This window comes from Echinicola sp. 20G (genome assembly GCF_015533855.1).
Lineage (GTDB): Bacteria > Bacteroidota > Bacteroidia > Cytophagales > Cyclobacteriaceae > Echinicola.
This window is the reverse complement of sequence record NZ_AP024154.1, coordinates 4,599,054-4,619,145: the sequence shown is the minus strand read 5'-3', so window position 1 is coordinate 4,619,145 and position 20,092 is coordinate 4,599,054. Positions and strand designations below refer to the sequence as shown.

The following is a 20,092-nucleotide window of genomic DNA, read 5'->3' as shown; positions in this document are numbered from 1 at the left end:
ATATCCTTTCTTTAGTCCCCCAGTTGAGGCATTTGAAATTTTTCTGTTTTGGCAACATGATGTTCTTCTTGCATAATAGCTTTGATCTTGGCTACTACTTCAGGGTTTTTATCAGCGATATCATGTTGTTCCTGTGGATCTGCATTTAGGTCATACAATTCGATTTCCATATTGTCTTTTAGGATATCTTTTCGTATCCCTTTCCATTTGCCCATTCTGACAGCTTGTTGTCCATCATATGCCGGGAATTCCCAATAAAGAAAATCATGTTTTTGTTGATCTCCTTTACCCAATAATTCAGGAAGGAAGCTGATGCCATCAGTATGCTCAGGAGTGGATGTTCCTGCTACCTCGGCTAAGGTCGGCATTACATCCCAAAAAGCAGAAATCAAATCACTGCTAGTTCCTGCTTTGATTTTGTTTTCCCAAACAGCAATCATGGGCACACGGATTCCTCCTTCATGGACAAAACCTTTACCCCAGCCATATTCGCTTTTAAAAGGTTTGGCACTATCAAAATAAGGGGAATTAGTACCATCATTATAGGTAGGGCCATTGTCTGAAGAGAAAATAATCAAAGTGTTTTCGTACTGTCCGGTCTCTTTCAATTTAGCAATTAACTCTCCAACTTGATCGTCTAAGTAACTTACCATAGCGGCATAGGCTGCTTTAGGGTAGCGATTTGGGAAATAGCCACCTTGACCTAAATAGGGCTCTTCATCTCCAAATTTCTTTACATACTTGTCGATGTATTTTTGAGGAACCTGAAGTGGAGCATGGGTAAGGGGAGTGGCATAATACAAAAAGAAAGGCTGGTCCTGACTACTCTCAATAAAGCTCAAAGCTTCTTTCTGCATCATGGCTGGCGCATAATCATTTTGGAAAAACTTATCATAACTGCTCAACTCTTTGGGATCAGCACCTTTGTCAATTTTAGTATTTGGAGCTACCAATTCATTATCCAACCACACTTTTTCACCATTTTTCCACAAATGCTTAGGATAAAGGTTGTGCGCTTGGCGTTGACAATTGTAGCCATAGAAGAAATCAAAGCCCCGCTTATTGGGAATGCCATCGGATAAGGGAGCGCCCAAACCCCATTTTCCAACTATTCCTGTTTTGTATCCTGCTTTTTGCAAAATATTACCTATGGTAACCTCTGAAGCTGGTAAGGGACGCTGACCTTCTAGTTCTGGGTTATTCACTGCCATTTCATAATTCCAAACATCGCCTCTGGAAGTCCATTCATCATTGGACCGGACATAGGCATTTCCGGTATGTTTACCTGTCAATAGCACACAGCGAGAAGGAGCACATACAGGAGCACCCGCATAATGATTGGTGAAACGCATGCCACTTTGTGCCAACGCATCCAAATTGGGAGTTTCGATGAGGCTCTGACCAAAGCTGCCCAATTCGGCATAGCCTAGGTCGTCAGCTAGGATATAAATGATATTGGGCTTTTTAGCGACTGCTTCGGCTTTATCTTCTGCAGGTTTACAGCTTGTGAAAAGTAAAAGACCTGTCATAACAGGAAGGAATAGCAGTATTGAAAGATTAAGTTTTTGGTTGAGTGTCATTATTTTATCAGGTTATAAGAGACGAAATGTAAATAACAAAGAGACAATGTATAAGATAGAAACTAAATACATGGCCATCTTGGGTGTCAATTTATGATCAGCCTTTGTTCTGTTATATTGAATTCCTAAGAGACTGAGCAAAGCAATGTGGATCGATATACAATAAATAAGGAGTGTTTTGTTTTCTGGTAAAGTAGGTGTTGGGCCATGTTCTCTAGCACTTTGGCTTATTCCAATAATAAACCAATAAATCATAATGATCAGAATCAAGGCATAGCAGATAAGCATAGGCCGGGAATGAGTATTTTTGACTTTCCAAAAGAGATAGAAATTTCCAGCAATCAGCACGGGACTTAATAAAATATACCAAAGTATATTCTCGCCAAACCCTTCAAATAGATATTGGGAAATGACTGCAATGCCCGGAAAACTTAAGGGGATAAGCAGAAATATTAGCCATACACTACTTTTATTAAATGTACTGATTTTTCGCACGGACCTTCTCCATTGGGAGAACAGCATGACCAGCATTACAATAGAGGAAATGAGAAGGTGAGCTGACATTAAAGTGTTTTTTTTCTTTTTGAGAAAAATTTTATGATTGTTAAAGTCAAATATAAGGTATTGAAATTAATATATAGATATAATACTGAATTTATAAACTTTCTTTTGGTTTCGTTTTGATTTTATTTCTTGCTTAAAGTGATTAGTTTTATTTTCTTTATAGGAAAATAGTTTTACTTATTATATGTACGTTTTTCAAATAAGAGATGAGATATAAATTAGTCATAGCGTGCTTGGCATTGTTTTGCCTTCCGTATTCACAAAAATCAAATGCCCAGGATATTCCCTTTTCTTCAACTATTGCCATCGATAATGACGATTCATTTGATAGCATTAGGATCAAAGCTGCACACGTAATACCTACTGAAAATCAGTACCAGGCTTTAAGAGATGAGTTTATTGCGTTTGTCCACTTTGGTCCCAACACGTTTACTGCAAAAGAATGGGGTTCAGGATTTGAGGATCCAGCAGTTTTTGACCTGAAGGAATTGGATACGGATCAATGGTGCCAAGCCATGAAGGCTGCTGGAATGAGCAAGGTAATTCTCACCGTGAAACACCATGATGGTTTTGTGCTTTGGCAGTCAAGGTATACCAAGCATGGTATTATGTCCACAGGTTTTAGAGATGGAAAGGGTGATATTCTTGAGGACTTGTCAGCTTCTTGCAAAAAATATGGGTTGAAGTTAGGGGTTTACCTCTCACCAGCTGATCTCTATCAAATTGAGAGTCCTGAAGGGTTATACGGTAACCTGAGTAAGAAAACAAAAAGAACAATTCCTAGAATAGTTGAAGGAAGACCTTTTGAAAATAAGACAAGCTTCGATTTTGTAGTGGATGACTATAATGAGTATTTCCTCAATCAGCTTTTTGAATTGCTTACTGAATATGGGCGAATTGATGAAGTGTGGTTTGATGGAGCACACCCCAAACGTAAAGGAGGCCAAACTTATGATTATGCTGCTTGGAAAGAGTTGATTCGCAAGCTGGCTCCTCAAGCAGTGATTTTTGGTCGTCAGGATATCCGCTGGTGCGGTAATGAATCAGGTAAAACTAGAGCCATTGAATGGAATGTGATTCCTTATGATGAAGATCCTAATCAAATGAATCGATTTGCTGACATTACTGGAGAGGATGTGGCCAGTTTGGAAAAGCTCCACACGGCCAATTACCTACATTACCAACCGGCAGAAACCAATACCTCCATTAGGGAAGGTTGGTTTTACAGGAATGATGATGAGCAGGGAGTAAGGAGTGCAGACGATGTCTTTGATATCTATGAGCGATCAGTTGGTGGCAATTCCATTTTCTTACTGAATATTCCCCCTAATAGAGAAGGAAAGTTTGGTAAGCGTGATGTGGAGGTGTTAAAAGAAGTGGGTAGTAGGATTAAGAGCACTTATGGAAAAAGTCTTTTGGTTGGTGCTCATGGTCCCGAAAAAGTATTGGATAAAGATCAGGATACTTATGTTTTACTATCTGAGCATGGTGATGAACTATCATTCAAATTGGATAAACCCATTCGACTTAATCGATTGATGATTCAAGAAGCTATACAAACCCACGGAGAAAGGGTGGCTGAATTTGAAGTGGAAGCTTGGCTTGACGGAAAGTGGAAAGTAATTTCAAAAGGTAAAAATATTGGTTACAAAAATATTCAGCGGTTTGCTACGGTGACAACGGATAGGATTAGAATTAAGATAGCTAAGGCCAGGTTGATGCCTGTGTCTATCTCCGAAGTGGCGGCTTATTATTATGAAACCAGGCCTCCTCAATTGGATATTGTAAGGGATTTGGAAGGGAAAGTAAGTATCAATGCCCAAAAAGGGGATTTTGGATGGAAAACCTATGAGCAGGATATTGCCGGGGACCTGAATAGGGATTTGTCCATCCATTATACCTTGGATGGTTCGGACCCTATCAGGGAATCAGCAATCTATAGAGGTCCCTTTGAATTTGATCATGGTACAATTAAGGCCGTTGCTTATGGAAAAGAGGATGAGGGAGCTGTAGCAGAGGAGCTATTTGGTCAGGTTAAGAAAAATTGGAAGGTAGTCAACTCAAGTAGTGCTGCAAAAGGTTTTGAAGCTAATAATGCCTTTGATGAGAATGTTGAGAGCTACTGGAAAACAGATGTGGATAGAAGTTCTGGCCAAAGTTTAGTATTGGATCTAGGTGAAACTATTGATATTACAGGCTTTACCTATGCACCACCATTGAATGATAAAGAGGGGATGATTGAGGAAGGGAAGCTCTATGTTTCTAAAGATGGGAAATTATGGGAATTTTCGGAGGCTTTTGTCTTTGGAAATCTGATCAATGATCCATCTGAAAGGAGGCATTATTTCAAATCACATGTAAGTGGAAGATATATAAAGTTAGAAGTAACCAGAATAGCAGGTGGGCAAGGACATGCAGCTATTGCAGAGATTGGGATTTTGGTGAAATAAATTACTTGGCCCTGTGAGACTTTCACGGGGCTTTATTATTTTTCTAAACAAAATAACCGCCATGAATAGCAGATCCTTAACATTTACTTTAGCATATGCTCTTTGTTTATTCTTTTTTTCTTTATCCATTTCTGCCCAAGATATTGCTCCCATAGATACCATTGAGTGGAAAGGCTTTCAAAGGTATAACTTAAAAATAGGCGAAAGAGACATAAGGATTGTAGCCCCAAAATCTGAGTTGGAGGGAAAGCCTTGGTTGTGGCGAGCCAGGTTTCCTGATTGGCATACAGAACAGGATAGTATTTTGGTTGCTGAGGGATTTCACTTGGTATACGTCAATACCGACAACTTATTTGGAAGTCCCAAGGCTATGGAGGTCTGGGATCAGGTTTATGATCTGATGACGAAAAAGTATGGATTGAACAAAAAACCATCATTGTCAGGTATTAGCCGAGGTGGATTATTTGTCTATAGTTGGGCAAAAAGGCATCCGGATAAAGTGGCTTGTATTTATGCCGAGGCACCTGTCTGTGATTTTAAAAGTTGGCCCGGTGGACAGGGCAAAGGGTTGGGTAGCGAAACTGATTGGGAAAAATTAAAAGAGGCTTATGGATTTGCAAGTGATGAAGAAGCTAATAGTTATGAAGGCAACCCAATTGATGGCTTGAAAGAGTTGGCCAAGAATAAAGTACCAATACTCCATATGATCGGGCTGGAAGACCAAGTGGTACCTCCTGAAGAGAACACTTTTATCCTAGTAGAAAATTATCTTCGGTTGGGAGGATCAGCCACAGTGGTGCCTTGTACCCAAGGAGAACAGAAGTTACATGGCCATCATTTTGACATTGAAAGCCCTCGCTTGGTGGCTGATTTTATCAAGTACCACTCAGTCAAGGAGGCAAAGCTATCTTCCAAAACATTTTACAAAATTAGAGGAGGGCTTAAAAATTCCCAGATCAAGTTTGAAAGAGATAAAAAGGGAAGGGTGGCGTTTTTAGGAGGATCGATTACTTATAATCCCGGCTGGAGAGATAGTGTGATGAATTTTTTGCAAGAAAGGTTTCCGGACACCGAGTTTGAATTTATTGCAGCGGGAATTCCTTCTATGGGATCCGTTCCTGGAGCCTTTAGGCTAGAGCGGGATGTGCTTTCCACAGGCCCCATTGATCTGTTGTTTGAAGAAGCTGCGGTAAATGATGCGACCAATGGAAGGACCGATCAAGAGCAGCAATTGGCTATGGAAGGGATTGTCCGTCATCTGAGAAAAGAGAATCCTGCAGCGGATATGGTTCTTTTTCATTTTGTAGATCCTGATAAAATAGGTTCCTATAATAGGGGAGAGGTTCCTGAGGTGATCAAGAATCATGAGCGGGTGGCCGAGTATTATGGTCTTCCTTCTTTGAACTTGGCGGAAGAGGTAACAAAGAGGATTGCCAATAAGGAATTTACTTGGGAAGAAGATTTTAAGAACCTTCACCCATCACCATTTGGGCAGGGGGTGTATGCGCATTCAATGATTGATATGCTAAAGACAGCTTATGGAGGACACTTGGATCAAGATGATAAAATTACCGCCAATCAATCATTGTCTATGCTAAATGTAGCAGCTTTTGATCGTGGGTCTTTGGTTGATATTTCTAAGGCCAAAATAGGAAAAGGCTGGCAAATCGTAGAAGCTTGGAAACCTACTGATCAGACCGGTACAAGAGCTAACTATGTGGATGTTCCTATGCTGGTCAGTGAATCTCCAGAAAGTAAGCTCAAATTCAAGTTTAATGGAAATGCGGTGGGGATAGCTGTAGCTGCAGGACAGGATGCTGGTAAGATTGCTTATCGAATCGATAATGGTGAATGGAAAACGCAAGACTTGTTTACCCAGTGGAGTGCTCACCTGCATTTGCCATGGTATTATCTACTGGCCATTGATTTGGAATCAGAAGAACATAAACTGGAGCTGAAAGTGATAGAAGATAAAAATCCGAACAGCTCAGGAAATGCCGTTCGGATCCGGTACTTTTTTGTCAATGGATTGGATTAGCTCTTTGGTGGAGAAAAAGAATCAAGGCTTAATACCCACCCTGTAGTAAATTCCCTTATTGCCAGTTTCAAAAGCCTTGTCCAATTCTGCCAGAGGGTAATCAATGCCCACTAGACTTTCAAAAGGATATTTCTTGTGGGCCTTTTCCAAGAAGTCGATAGCAGTGGCCAGGTCTTCAGGAATATAGTTGTGTAGGCCTTTAATCGTTAACAGGTTTCTCACCAGGTATTCAGCGTTGATGTTCAGGTCTCTCTGAGGAAATACGGAACCAACCAAAACAAGGGTGCCTCCTATGCCCAGTAGTTGGATGCAGCTTTCGACTGCCTCAGGAATACCAGATGTTTCAATGATCACATCAATATCACCTTTACTTTTTGTAAATGGCTTGACGTTTTCACTTTTGTAAATAAAGGCATGATCAGCTCCGAACAAATTGGCTTTTTTTATTTTTTCTTGACTAATGTCCTGGACCCAGACGTTCTCAGCACCAAATTCTTTGGCCATGGCGCATGCAGAAAGCCCAAGCATTCCCACACCATTGATCAAAACATTTTTGCCGGTCAAATCCCCTGCAAGCCTCATTGCCCCAGCAACGGTGGCATGGGTGCAGTTTAAAGGGGCAGCTTCTGCATTGTTCAAGGTGTCGGGGAGTCTAAAAATAGTGGTTCCTTTCCGTAAATGGCAGTGGGTGGAAAAACCTCCATTAAGCTGATAGTCCTCATTCATTTGCTCATGGCCATATTTGTAAAGGCCTTCAGACTTTTGAGGATAACCTTTTTGAGCATTTTTAGAACCTGGGTCATGGGCATAAACTGACCAGGTGATTTTATCGCCAATTTTGAGGGGTGCTCCAAAGTAGTCTTTTACACCTCCATCAGCAATATTTTCAATGATTCCAACGATTTCATGTCCTAAGATACTGTGGCTGCAAGAATGTCTTCTACCGTAATAGGTGTGCAGATCACTGGCGCAAATGGTGGCATAGCTGGTGCTGACCAATATTTCTCCTTCTGCTAAAGTAGGTAGGGCGATAGTTGTGTTGGAAAATGGAGTTTTCGCTTCTATAAAGACCTTCGCTACAGCTTCTTTTTTCATGATATGGTTTTATCTAAGTTCTATAAAGTAGATCACCAAAAGAATGGCATCTGATTTTTTGTTATTGACAGGTAGATGGGGAATATTGCCATTAAAGAAAAGTGAGTCTCCTTCTTCCAGTTCGAAAGTGTTTTCGCCCAATTCGTATTGAAGATTTCCCTTAATTACATAGATGTATTCAAAACCATCAGTCGAAACTTGGTCTCTTTGGGAGCCACTTTTGATGGTTAAAAGAGATATTTCCATCGAAGAGCGTTCTATTTTGTGGTTAAGGATCAATTCGTAGTCAAACCCAATGGATTCCTCTTCCTTTTTAATGGATTTATAGTCTTTTCGCTTTTTCAACAAATACCCTGGAAATTCTTTATCACCTTTTAGGTCAGCAAAAAACTCATTAAGGTCCACATCCAAAGTGTTCAATACCTGAATCAAGGAAGGAAGAGTAGGAAAGACCCTGCCGTTTTCTATTTTACTTAGCATGGCTATGCTGATTCCGGTTTTATCAGCCAGCTCGCCCAGTTTTAAATTGTGGGATTTACGGATATCTTTAAGTTTAGATCCTATCCAAGTGGTTAAGTATTCAGAATTTTCCATAGTATTTATGTGCTTTTAACTATGTGAAAGTACGTTTGTTTTTCTTAATATGAAAATATTATTGAGACCGAAAGATCGAAATAATTTTCTTAATATGAAAATAAATTTCCGTTAATGAAATATTAACGCTTTCATAATACAGATTTTAGCAGGGACTAGCCATTTAGACTTACATTTGAAGAAAATATGTTTCTTCAAAACCAGATCGGTTTTTACTTGAAAAGAAAATAATCCTTATGGTCAAACTGAATAAAGTATCCATAACCAAGACTGATATTATATTGATAGCTACTGCGTTTATGGCCTACACGGGAATGTATGCAGTAAGAAAGTCTTTTTTGGCAGGGCAATATGAGGGGTTGGAGGTGATAAATGACTTCCATTTCAAGACTCTTCTGATTATCAGCCAAGTGTTAGGTTATATGTTGTCCAAGTTTATTGGTATCAAGGTGGTTTCCGAACTACCGGCTTATAAGCGTTTTGGAGCTCTTGTGGGTTTGGTAGGGTTTGGCTTGTTGATGTTGCTTGCTTTTGCCTATGTGCCAGTAGGCTTGAAGCCAGTGGCCATGTTTTTGAATGGCCTGCCATTAGGGATGATATTTGGATTGGTTCTGGTCTACCTGGAAGGAAGGAAAAATTCAGAATTATTGGTAGCGGGATTGAGCGCTACATTTATTTTTTCAACCGGTTTGATCAAAACGACTGGTCTTTGGCTGATGCAAGCTTTTGAGGTGAGTGAAATGACCATGCCTTTTTGGACGGGATTGATTTATTTTCCTCTATTCGTTTTGGCCGCTTTTGTACTGAGTAAGAGCAAAGCCCCATCAGAGGATGATAAGGAACTTCGGACCGAAAGAGTTCCTATGAAAAAGGCTGATCGGAAAGACTTCTTGAAAAAACATGGATTTGCTTTTGTGGGGCTTGTACTTATTTATGTTGTCTTGACAGTTGTAAGGGACTTTAGGGACAATTTTATTGTAGAGTTCTGGGCTGAATTAGGCCTTTCTGGGCAGCCCGAACTGATCACATTGACAGAAGTACCAATTGCAGTTGTTGTTTTGGTGATATCTGCATTGGGAATTTTGATATTGAGCAATCAAAAGGCCTTTAACTGGGGGCTATTCTTGACCCTGCTGAGCGGAATATTGATGATCGTATCCACATTTTTATTTAGCAAGGACCTAGTCGGACCGGTATTTTGGATGATTAGTTCTGGTTTCAGTGTTTACTTGCCCTATATCTTATTTCACTGTTTACTTTTTGAACGGTTTCTGGCAGTATTGAGATACAAAGGTACAGTGGGCTACCTGTTTTATATAGCAGATGCATTTGGGTATATGGCCAGTGTGGGAATTATGATTTTTAAGGAAACTGCAGATTTCCATTACTCTTGGATCAATTTCTTCACACGATTGAATTTGATAGGAGGAGGGCTTGTCATCTTCATGGTAGGACTTTCCATTTTGATGATGAATGGCCAAGTGGTTAAACTAAAGTTGAAAAAGTTATACAAAGGAACAGTGGAAGTTTAATTTTTTATACTCCTTCTTATTTTCAAAATCAAGAACAGAGTTTAGAAAGCAGCCCAGTTTTGGTAAACGATCAATTGATTTTTGGAGCGATGGATGGCAAAGTGTATGTAATAGATGCCGATAGTGGAAAGCTGCTTTGGAAAAATAGCTTAGGAACACCGGTGATGACAAGTCCAGCTGTTTCTCCTGAAGGATTCTATATCTGCGATTTTGCTGGAAATATTTACTTCTTTAAACCTGAATGAATGTTTAAAATCAATTAAGATAGCTGAAAATACCAGATGGTTGGGACTCTTGTAGGACCAGTTATCTGGTATTTTATATTTTTTTTATAATAAAGTTGTAGATATGGGTGATGATTATGCCCGATAGAAAGGCTAGATAGCCTAGATTTTTGAATGCGGCATATATACTTAAGAAAACAAATAAAATAAATAGGGCAAGAAAGGTGATTAAGATTGGGGTAGAATTCATGATCGTTCAGTTTTGGAGTAGTACTTATTTCTACTCATAAAGACGCGTGGAACGAAAAGAAAAGCAACAGCCAAAGGCTGCGGCTTTTCAAACTATGCAGATAACTATCTAAATTTTTAAATCCCTATTGGAAATTTCGGAAACAATTGGGTAGATCCCCTGATTGGATGGGATCTCCATCTTTTCAGGACTTGGGCCTACCCAACTTGTTTTCCTACCTTCTACAAAAATTTTTCCTTTCTGTGAAATTTCTACCATGGCCCATAGCGGGTCTTTATAGGGCGCGGTGTATTTTATCCAAGGATTGGTTTCATCTACCTCTTTGGAATACCTTATTGTCTTATACTTGTCGCCCAACCAGTAATAGCTTGCGCTATTGATTTGCACATAATGGATATCATTGATGTGGTTATAATAATCTTGATGATGGTGGCCTGAAAGAACGAGGATGACTTTTTGGAATCCAGCTTCTTTATTGGCTTTTTCCAAAGTGTACCTCACAGGCATGCCATTTTCTATCCCGGCCATTTCATTGTCCAGTCCTTGATGGCAAAAAACAATGGTGGGTAAAGAGGTTTGGCTAAGATCTTTTTCCAGCCACTCTAGCTGATCTGGTGAAATGTAACGGGCATAGCCTTTTGGGCGATTTGGGCTTTCGTTATGTTCATTGCCGTCTAATACAACGAAATGGAACCCGTTTTTGTCAAAGGAGTAATACTTCGCTTTTGCATCCCAGAATTCAACTACTTGATCTCTGTTGAAGCCTCCATCAGTATCGTGGTTGCCGATTACATGGTGCTTCTCTCCTTGGAATTTGTTCCAAGTATCCATTAATGATTGGTTCTCTGGTTTAGGGACACAAAAGTCTCCCAATTGAATGATGAAATCTGGTTGGTCATCATTCATTTTATTGATAAAGGCTGAGATTCTTTCTTGTCCATCATGCATGATGTCATAGTGAAGATCAGTAATGATCCCAAAGCGAATCTTCTTTTCTTTTCTCTCAGCTGAGAAAGCCAAAGGGCTGAAAGACATTGCCAGTGTGCCCAAGGCTCCTATTTTTATAAATTCTTTTCTGTCCATCTTCTTTATTGTCTTATTTCTCCATGAATATTCCTGAAGGAACCTTTCCAATCCATGATGCTGGGGTTTGATTGATGCCAAATAAGCTGGCGACAACCGCGGCCGTATTGGCATTTGAATTGGGGGATTTCAATTGTCCGTCCTTTTTAATTCCAGGACCAGTAATCATCCAGGGTACAATCATTTCTTGTTCACTAGTCCCGCCGTGCCCATTTCCTATTCCTCCATGATCAGTGAAGAGCAGAAAGTGCGTGTCATCATACAGATCTTTAGCTTTAAGCTTTTCAATAAATTCTCCAATCTTTACATCCACCTCTTCTATCGCTGTGATGTATTCCGGCGACATCCATTGATGACTATGTCCAGCATGATCTACATGAACAGAGTATAAAAAAACCAATGTTGGAGCATCTTTGTGCTCAATCAGAAAATCCAGAGCTGACTGATAATTTTGGGTATATTCATCATTCTCCTCAAACTTTACCTCATCAAGATACTTTTCATTAAATGGTTTGATCAAGCTTTTCCAGTTCCAATAAAATCCCGTTTTGATAGTGGGGATATTATCTTTCACTATTTTGAAAATGGAAGGGTAGTAGCCTTCTGCATCCATTTCCTGAGGATCCAAAGGGTGCTCATCCTTTTCCCATCCATTGCCAAATACACCGTGCTGCTCTGGCCCACCTCCTGTGAGATGGCTGGTCCAGTTGGGTATGGTAACAGAGGGCATTACTGTTCTTGTAGATGTGGAGATAACTCCATCTTCAAACAGTGCATCTATATTTGGGTGCTTTGCGGTTTGGTAGCCTTCCAAACTAAATCCGTCAAGTCCAATCATTACCACGCGTTTGGCGACAGGAACATTTTGTTTACAACTAATAGATAGAACTAGTGCGAAACATATCAAAAGAAAACTTTGGGCTTTATAATTCATGGATGGTTTATGTAACAATTATAAAATAACAACTAATTTTTCTTAAAAAGAAAAATATCACGATTGTAAAGGTATTAAAATTTCTAAATAAGAAAAACTATCGTTTGTTAAATGAAAGTTATATTATATTTAATAACTTGAAAATAAGTTGTTTTTATGTGTTTAAGTCAATCTATAAGAGGTTCTGTTTATATTAAATAGTTTCATTAAATTTCTTTTTAAGAAAAAAATATCCGTTTGTTTTAAATAATTTATTTATTTCATTTAATTTCGAAATTATTGTAAGGTATCCGTTTCCTTTTTATTTGCAAGTTCTCTAAGATGTAGGGAGTTGCTTTAGAAATACCCCATGAGTACCAAATTAAACTTTAAGCAAATGCGAAACCATGTCCAAAACACCCTACTGACCAAAAATAGGTTTCTATTTATAGCATGGTGCATAGTGGCTTCCTTTGGAGCTTACTTTAGCATGTATGCTTTTAGGAAGCCTTTTATAACGGGACTATATGAAGGGATGTACTTATGGGGAATGGATTACAAGTCGATTTTGATCATAGCGCAAGTGTTAGGGTATATGATTTCAAAATTTACTGGGATCAAAGTAATTTCTGAATTGAAGCCCAGTCAAAGAATTAGATTGATCATCGGATTGATTCTGTTTGCCGAACTGACGCTTTTAGGTTTTGGCTTGGTGCCTTATCCATATAATTTTGTGTTTCTGTTTTTTAATGGCCTGCCCCTGGGAATGGTGTGGGGAATCGTTTTTAGTTTCTTGGAAGGAAGGAAGTTTACTGAAGTCTTGGTGTTTGGCTTGAGCATCAGTGTGATTATTGCCTCAGGACTCTTGAAAACCATTTACTTACAAGTGTTGGAATGGTTTCCCTGGATACCGGAATTTTGGATGCCTTTTACCATTGGAGCTTTGTTTTTGCCTTTGTTTATTGTATTTGTCTGGATGCTATCCGTGATTCCGGCTCCTACAGAAGAGGATGTTACATTGCGGACAGAACGGATTCCCATGGATAGGAGTAGGAAGGTCAAGACGTTCCGGTTTTTCAGTTTTGGAATGATAGGGATGGTACTTATTTATGCACTGCTCTTGACCATGAGAGACTTTAGGGATAATTTTTCTGTGGAAATCTGGAATGAAATCGATCCTGATTGGGAAAAAAGTGTCTTATCAATTACAGAATTGATATCAGGAGTAACGGTATTGGTATTGATTGGTCTATTGTCATTAATTAAAAATAATAAAATTGGTTTTTGGGCTACCTCAGCTTTGGTGGCAATAGGACTTTTCGGTCTGGGTCTTTCCACTTATCTCTATGAAGCTGGCGTATTATCTCCTTTTTACTGGATGGTCTTTTTAGGGATTGGCCTATTCATGGCTTATACACCCATTCAGACAGTTTTTTTCGATAGGATGTTGGCTTTGTATAAATTCAGGGCCAATGCTGGTTTCTTTATCTATATCTGTGATTCAATTGGTTATCTAGGGAGCGTCTCTTTGTTGATGTATAAATCTTTTTTCATGCAAGATTTAAACTGGCATCATCTATTGGTAAACTTTAGTTATGGTGTGGCCATTTTTGGCTTGCTGTTTCTTGTTATTGCCATGAATCATTTCAGAAGGATAAATAGTAGAGGAGTGGTGCGGAAGAGCCAAAATTATTTGACAGCTTTAGAAAGTGGCTCATAAATTAAAGTTTGAAACTGTTTATAGTTCGAAGATTCCCTGCTTGGAGTCGTGTTTCTTTTTACAGCAGAATTGGCAACCCATGGATAATGGGTAAATTCTTTTTGATTTACCAATAGCTTCATTGAAGTTTTCAAAATAACCCAGAAATAATTGCTGATTGGCATTGGGTAATAACTGACATTTTTCGTGGTGGACTTCATGGTATCCATCTGAGTAGGCCATAGAATTTACGTAAAAGCGATTTTTCATGTTTGATTAAAGTATTAGAAGTTAAATATCCTAAATCTATCCCTGATAAATATACCGTAATTGGGGTATTTTTAGTTTATGGTGGAGCTCATGCTGAATTTATTGTTTATAGATTATTTTTAAATCTAGTAAACGTATATGTTTTAGTATTATTGAAAGTATTACTGATATTTTTTGTTATTAAAATTCTTAGATAATATAATCAATAAACTGGATTTGCTTTTTTATTAAATTGATTACTAAAATATAATGAAAACAATATTTAAAAGGAATTTATTTGATTCAATATTGGAGAGTTAAATCACTTTTTCTCATTTACCAGCCAAGCGTAACAAAAGGGCGGTGATTTTGGTATTAGATAACCTTTAAAGTGTAGTGATGAATGGGGAATTAACTCATACCATTTTTTAGTTCATTTTTATATTTGTCACATTTTACTATCCAAAAAGAAGCACGACTATCCAAGAATTGTGGGTTCAGGTAAAACTCTTGAAAATGTAATTCTAGTAGATCAGATACTTTGTCTATTTTTTAGCATTACCATTATCAGTAAAGTCTATTATTTTTTATAAAAAATTTAATATATATGTTTATTATTATGTATTTGTTAATAAATGTCAATTAAGTGTGTAAAATTGTTAATTAATGGTTAGTGTTTTTCAATCGTTTTCGTGAAATTTATAGAGTATCATCAAAATAAAGCTATATGAAATCTCTAATTGATAGTTCTCTAGTTAAATTGTTAAGTTCAGTGGGTATCAAAGACATCCAAAAAGTAGGGGGCAAGAATGCTTCCCTTGGTGAGATGTTAAAAAACCTGACTGAAAAAGGCGTGAAGGTACCGGAAGGTTTTATTGTTACTGTAGATGCTTACTATCAATTTTTGGAAGAAGGAAATATCAGAGAAGAGATAGAGTTGATATTAGCGACTATTGATGTGGATGATTTGATCTCATTAGGTCAAAAAGCGCAATTGATCAGAAAGACGATCTCAGAAGCGACTATGTCAGCTACTTTGCAGGGGATTATTGAAGAAGCTTACTTCAATTTGTCCTCTACATATGGGGTTGAAATGGCCGATGTGGCTGTAAGGTCATCTGCTACCGCTGAAGACTTGCCAGATGCTTCATTTGCAGGCCAGCAGGATACCTATTTAAATGTAAGAGGGGTAGAAGACCTGATTTTAAGTATTAAAAAATGCTTTGCTTCTCTGTTTACTGAAAGAGCCATTAGCTATAGGCGAAAGCGCAACTATCACGACCTAAAAGTGGGGATTGCTGTTTGTGTTCAAAAAATGGTGAGATCTGATTTGGGTGCATCAGGTGTTGCATTTTCTTTGGATACTGAATCGGGCTTTAAAGATGTGGTCATGATCAATGGATCCTATGGATTAGGGGAAATGGTGGTGCAAGGAGCTGTAAAACCGGATGAATTTTTGGTCCATAAACCTAAACTTAAAGCCGGCTTTCCTGCGATTATAGAAAAGCAATTGGGATCGAAGGATAAACAAATGGTTTACTCTACGGCGTCAGGAAAGAGGGTAGAGGTTTGCCCGGTTGGTCCTGAGAGACAAAGAAAATTCTGTTTAAATGATGAACATATCCTACAGTTGGCCAAGTGGGTATGCGTGATAGAAGATCACTATAGTGCGGTGCACAATAGATGGTGTCCTATGGATGTGGAATGGGCCTTGGATGGACAAAGTGGAGAATTATTCATAGTTCAATCAAGGCCAGAGACCATCCATTCCTCTAAAAAGCATTCAGATGTTAAGCTATTCCATTTAGATGAAAAAGAAGATAGCTCCAGGGTATTGCTTAAAGGAATTGCAGTGGGTGATGGGATTGCAGCCGGAAAAGTGTTTGTAGTAGGTGAACATGATGAATGCCATGATTTGATTCATAAGGTGAAGCGGGGAGATGTGTTGGTAACAGATATGACCGATCCCGACTGGGAGCCAGTGATGAAAAAGGTTTCTGGCATTATTACCAATAAAGGAGGTAGAACCTGCCATGCAGCAATTGTGGCCAGGGAGTTAGGGGTGCCAGCAATTGTGGGTTGTGGAAATGCTACGGAAATATTGACACCTAACCTGACGGTAACTGTTTCTTGTGCAGAAGGGGAAGTAGGTAAAGTGTATAAAGGGCACCTGAATTACAGGGAGGAAATTTTGGATTTGGAAAGCCTCCCTAAAGTGAGTACCCCTGTTATGTTTAACATTGGTTCGCCATCCAGTGCATTCAAGTATGCCCAATATCCGCACAGCGGGGTTGGCTTGGCCAGGTTGGAGTTTATCATCAATAATTATATTAAAGTTCACCCTCTAGCCCTGCTAAACCATCGGGAAATGAATGATGAGAAACTTTCGGAAAAAATATACCAACTAATCAGTGCTTATGATTCAGAGGAGGATTATTTTATTGAGAAGCTTTCTTTTGGGATTGCAAAAATAGCAGCTGCATTTTATCCGCAACCGGTTGTGGTGAGGTTCTCAGACTTCAAGAGCAATGAGTACTTTAACCTATTTGGAGGGAATTATTTTGAGCCAGTGGAAGAAAATCCTATGATTGGCTGGAGAGGTGCCTCCCGTTATTATTCAGAGAAATTTAAGCCTGCCTTTAGCTTGGAGTGCCAGGCAATCAAAAAGGTCAGGGAAGGGATGGGTTTGGATAATGTGATCTTAATGATTCCTTTTTGTCGTACTGTGGAGGAATTGGTGAAAGTCAAAGCAGTGATGAAGAAGCAAGGCTTGGAACAGAAGAAAAATAATCTAAAGGTCTATATGATGGCAGAGGTTCCTTCCAATATCATCCTTGCGGATGAATTTGCCAAACATATTGATGGGTTTTCCATTGGCTCCAATGATTTGACCCAGCTCACATTGGGCATAGACCGTGACTCTTCTTTGGTGGCTCATTTGTATGATGAAAAGCACCAAGCCGTGAAGACTATGATCAGGATGCTTATTGCTGCTGCAAAAAGAAATAACGTAAAGGTGGGGCTTTGTGGTCAAGGTGCTTCCGATTTTCCGGAGTTTACGGATTTCTTGGTAAAAGAAGGGATTGATACCATCAGCATTACTCCTGATGCTATTTCCAAAACCATTCAGGCCGTTTACCAAGCAGAAAGCAAAAAGGCAGTTTAAATAAATCAAGCATTTCTTCAGTACAATAAAAAGCGGGAGATTTTAACTCCCGTTTTTGATGTAACTAACTTTTAGCTATATCATTAATATATTTGTTCTCAAGGATTTTTTTAGGGTATGGGTAGAGGCTAACTTCAATCATGGCTTTACCTACATTGGTGGTCGTGGTCACTGATGATAATTTCTTTAGAAAAGGAAATAAGGGTTTGGTGATAGCATACATGGTGTTGTACCAACCTGTTTTGGATTGGATCCCTTTTTCGGGCAAAATGACACCTGGCCTAAATGCATAGGCATCTTTAAATCCATGGTTCAAGATCATGTTTTCTGTTTTACCTTTCACTCTGGCCCACATCATGCGTCCACTTTCAGAACTATCCGTTCCTGCGCCAGAAACATAATTGAAAATACTTTCCGGGTTGAGTCGATGTAAGGTGTCTGCAAAGACCTTGGTCATTTGATAAGTAACTTTGGTGTAGTCTTCTTTATTCATGCCCAAAGCAGAGGTTCCTAAGCAATAAAAGCAGGCATTGTATCCTTTAAGCTCCTCTTCAATTTGACTAAGGTCATAAAAACCCTCAAGAACTATTTCTTTGAGTTTGGGGTGGGTGATCCCGAGCGGAGTTCTATTGATGACCAAGATTTGTACTACACTAGGGTGGTCAAGACATTCAAGAAGTACGGCACGACCCACCATGCCGGTTGATCCTGTAATAATTGCTTTTATGTTCATTATTCTTTGGTAATAATTAGTCGGGGTAATTCTTAAATACATCGAGCTTAGCCGAAATGATGATACTGGTCAATTTTTCTTTTAGTGGGATTTTCTCGGTTTAAGAAATCGAGCGATTATACTTAAAACGGATCAGAGGAGTAATTCGTTGAATAAAATTTGATTGACCACTTACTTATTTTTACGGATTTTTCAATTTAAAATCTAATGGAGTAGGTTTAATGTTTTTTTTACCATTAGTAAAATTTCTAGGTGTTTAAATAAGTTTTATCATGATTAGTTTACTAATATTAAAATAGAGTCACATAAGATAATTGATTGAATTTTTAGGAAATGAAGTTGTTTTTGTGTTATTTGAGAGTGTTTTGAAAATAAACAGAAAGCTTTTAAAAGTTTATTCTTGGTAAAAAATCAAGTTAAATTATTGATGTCACTCTTATTACTCCCAAAATGATGAAAAGGCTATTGTTTACCATTGTGGTGTTCCACTTGGCTTTACAGGCAAAAAGTGAAATCTGGTTGCCCTCCATTCTATCTGATAACATGGTACTTCAGCAAAATTCCAATGCAACCATTTGGGGTTGGAGTACACAGACCACTGAAAAAATTACGGTGACCGGGTCTTGGAATAATAAGCCAGTAGAAACCACAGTAAATCAAGGAAAATGGTCAGTGGAACTGCCCACGCCCAGTTATGGAGGCCCATTTACAGTAAGTATTAAAGGGCATCAAGAGATTGTTTTAAAAAATATCCTGATCGGAGAAGTTTGGCTTTGCTCTGGCCAGTCCAATATGCAATGGAGTGCCAACAATGGCTTTGACAATGCAGAAGAGGAGGTAAAAGCAGCCAACTATCCTAATATTCGTTTTTTTAGCGTGCCAAGACACAATTCAGAAACTTTGCAAGATAACACGCCGGGGGAATGGTCAGTTTGTACTCCTGAAAGTATGCGATCTTTCAGTGCCGTAGGGTACTTTTTTGGCCGTGAACTTCTGGAAGAATTGGGGGTGCCCATCGGCTTAATCAATAGTAGCTGGGGAGGTACTCCCGTAGAAATCTGGTCACCTTTAGGATTAGTGGATAAGCCTGAATTGTTAAATGATGCCGCGGAGCATATAGCGGAAAATCAATGGTACTCCAAAACACCTGGATCAGCTTATAATGCGATGATCAACCCTTTGGTTCCTTTTGACATTGCAGGATACCTTTGGTACCAAGGGGAGTCTAACAGACAAAATGCCGATTTTTATTATGAGACATTCCCTATGATGATCAATGCGTGGCGAAAGGCCTGGGGAAATGCTGATTTGCCATTTTATTATGTACAGATAGCTCCCTTTGACTATAACAACAACGATTTGGAAGACTTGGAACCTGCAGTGGTAAGGGATGCCCAGTTAAAGACCATGCAGAAAGTAGCCAATACAGGTATGGTGGTTACCAATGACATTGGTAATTTGAAAAATATTCACCCTGGAAACAAACAGGAAGTAGGAAGAAGACTTGCTTTATGGGCTTTGGCAAAAACCTATGGGGTAGAGCATATTGAGCCAAGTGGCCCTGTTTTTAGTAGTATGGAGGTAGACAATAAGAAAATTATTGTCCATTTTGATCATGCAGAGGGAGGCTTGCTTGCAAAAGGAAAAGATGTACTCGAATTCTATATTGCAGGAGAAGACCGGAAGTTTTATCCAGCCAAAGCAAAAATTGAGGGCAGTCAAGTAGTTTTAAGTTCCAAAGAGGTCAAAGCACCTGTTGCGGTGAGGTTTGCCTTCTCTGATATTGCCCTGCCCAATCTTTTCAATCAAGATGGCTTACCCGCATCTGCTTTCAGAACCGATGACTGGGAGCTTAAATAAAATAAATGTTTAAAGTTCTTAAGCAGACAGACAATAAATTATTCCTATTTCATTCTCACTCA

Annotated in this window: 15 protein-coding genes; 7 read left to right on the top strand and 8 right to left on the bottom strand. The window is 38.9% G+C overall.

Annotated features, from left to right (window positions below):
• Positions 1 to 11 precede the first annotated feature (11 nt).
• Both JL001_RS18685 and JL001_RS18680 read right to left on the bottom strand, forming a co-directional pair.
• Positions 12 to 1,580 (bottom strand): arylsulfatase, encoded by a 1,569-nt coding sequence (locus JL001_RS18685; RefSeq protein WP_236252895.1) that lies wholly within the window; start codon positions 1,578 to 1,580, stop codon positions 12 to 14.
• 12 nt (positions 1,581 to 1,592) lie between these two features.
• The gene (locus JL001_RS18680) at positions 1,593 to 2,144 is read right to left on the bottom strand and encodes a hypothetical protein (RefSeq protein WP_200978949.1); all 552 of its coding nucleotides are present in this window, start codon (positions 2,142 to 2,144) and stop codon (positions 1,593 to 1,595) included.
• Positions 2,145 to 2,350: 206 nt separating this feature from the next.
• On the opposite strand from JL001_RS18680, the gene JL001_RS18675 reads away from it, so the two are divergent.
• Positions 2,351 to 4,594 (top strand): alpha-L-fucosidase, encoded by a 2,244-nt coding sequence (locus tag JL001_RS18675; protein ID WP_200978947.1) that lies wholly within the window; start codon positions 2,351 to 2,353, stop codon positions 4,592 to 4,594.
• A gap of 61 nt (positions 4,595 to 4,655) precedes the next feature.
• Positions 4,656 to 6,632, top strand: coding sequence for a GDSL-type esterase/lipase family protein (locus tag JL001_RS18670; protein ID WP_200978944.1), 1,977 nt, complete (start codon positions 4,656 to 4,658; stop codon positions 6,630 to 6,632).
• A 21-nt stretch (positions 6,633 to 6,653) separates the two neighbouring features.
• Here the strand turns inward: JL001_RS18670 and JL001_RS18665 are convergent, their stop codons facing one another.
• Both JL001_RS18665 and JL001_RS18660 read right to left on the bottom strand, forming a co-directional pair.
• On the bottom strand, positions 6,654 to 7,727 hold the full coding sequence (locus JL001_RS18665; RefSeq protein WP_200978942.1) for a zinc-binding dehydrogenase: 1,074 nt from the start codon (positions 7,725 to 7,727) through the stop codon (positions 6,654 to 6,656).
• A 9-nt stretch (positions 7,728 to 7,736) separates the two neighbouring features.
• Positions 7,737 to 8,321 (bottom strand): helix-turn-helix domain-containing protein, encoded by a 585-nt coding sequence (locus JL001_RS18660; RefSeq protein ID WP_192010372.1) that lies wholly within the window; start codon positions 8,319 to 8,321, stop codon positions 7,737 to 7,739.
• A gap of 236 nt (positions 8,322 to 8,557) precedes the next feature.
• Between JL001_RS18660 and JL001_RS18655 the strand changes: the two genes are divergently transcribed.
• Positions 8,558 to 9,853 (top strand): DUF5690 family protein, encoded by a 1,296-nt coding sequence (locus JL001_RS18655; protein WP_200978940.1) that lies wholly within the window; start codon positions 8,558 to 8,560, stop codon positions 9,851 to 9,853.
• A complete protein-coding gene (locus tag JL001_RS18650; protein ID WP_370567412.1) occupies positions 9,829 to 10,098 on the top strand; it encodes a PQQ-binding-like beta-propeller repeat protein in 270 nt (89 codons plus the stop codon). Before JL001_RS18655 ends, JL001_RS18650 begins: the two co-directional genes overlap by 25 nt.
• 337 nt (positions 10,099 to 10,435) lie before the next feature.
• Here JL001_RS18650 and JL001_RS18645 read toward each other — a convergent pair whose 3' ends face one another.
• Together JL001_RS18645 and JL001_RS18640 are read right to left on the bottom strand one after the other, a co-directional pair.
• Positions 10,436 to 11,410 carry a metallophosphoesterase gene (locus JL001_RS18645; protein WP_200978936.1) on the bottom strand — a complete coding sequence of 325 codons (975 nt, stop codon included), beginning with the start codon at positions 11,408 to 11,410 and terminating at the stop codon, positions 10,436 to 10,438.
• A gap of 13 nt (positions 11,411 to 11,423) precedes the next feature.
• Positions 11,424 to 12,248, bottom strand: coding sequence for an alkaline phosphatase family protein (locus tag JL001_RS18640; protein WP_236252894.1), 825 nt, complete (start codon positions 12,246 to 12,248; stop codon positions 11,424 to 11,426).
• Positions 12,249 to 12,693: 445 nt separating this feature from the next.
• Between JL001_RS18640 and JL001_RS18635 the strand changes: the two genes are divergently transcribed.
• Positions 12,694 to 14,043: a DUF5690 family protein gene (locus tag JL001_RS18635; RefSeq protein WP_236252893.1), complete on the top strand. Its 1,350-nt coding sequence runs from the start codon at positions 12,694 to 12,696 to the stop codon at positions 14,041 to 14,043.
• Positions 14,044 to 14,061: 18 nt separating this feature from the next.
• On the opposite strand, the gene JL001_RS18630 is transcribed toward JL001_RS18635, so the two are convergent.
• Positions 14,062 to 14,292, bottom strand: coding sequence for a hypothetical protein (locus JL001_RS18630; protein ID WP_200978923.1), 231 nt, complete (start codon positions 14,290 to 14,292; stop codon positions 14,062 to 14,064).
• Between the two features lie 706 nt (positions 14,293 to 14,998).
• On the opposite strand from JL001_RS18630, the gene ppsA reads away from it, so the two are divergent.
• On the top strand, positions 14,999 to 17,437 hold the full coding sequence (ppsA, locus tag JL001_RS18625; RefSeq protein ID WP_200978921.1) for a phosphoenolpyruvate synthase: 2,439 nt from the start codon (positions 14,999 to 15,001) through the stop codon (positions 17,435 to 17,437).
• 64 nt (positions 17,438 to 17,501) lie between these two features.
• Here ppsA and JL001_RS18620 read toward each other — a convergent pair whose 3' ends face one another.
• Complete coding sequence (locus JL001_RS18620) at positions 17,502 to 18,170, bottom strand: epimerase (RefSeq protein ID WP_200978919.1); 669 nt, start codon at positions 18,168 to 18,170, stop codon at positions 17,502 to 17,504.
• 450 nt (positions 18,171 to 18,620) lie between these two features.
• On the opposite strand from JL001_RS18620, the gene JL001_RS18615 reads away from it, so the two are divergent.
• Positions 18,621 to 20,030, top strand: a complete 1,410-nt coding sequence (locus JL001_RS18615) for a sialate O-acetylesterase (protein ID WP_236252892.1) — start codon at positions 18,621 to 18,623, stop codon at positions 20,028 to 20,030.
• The last annotated feature ends 62 nt before the right edge of the window (positions 20,031 to 20,092 follow it).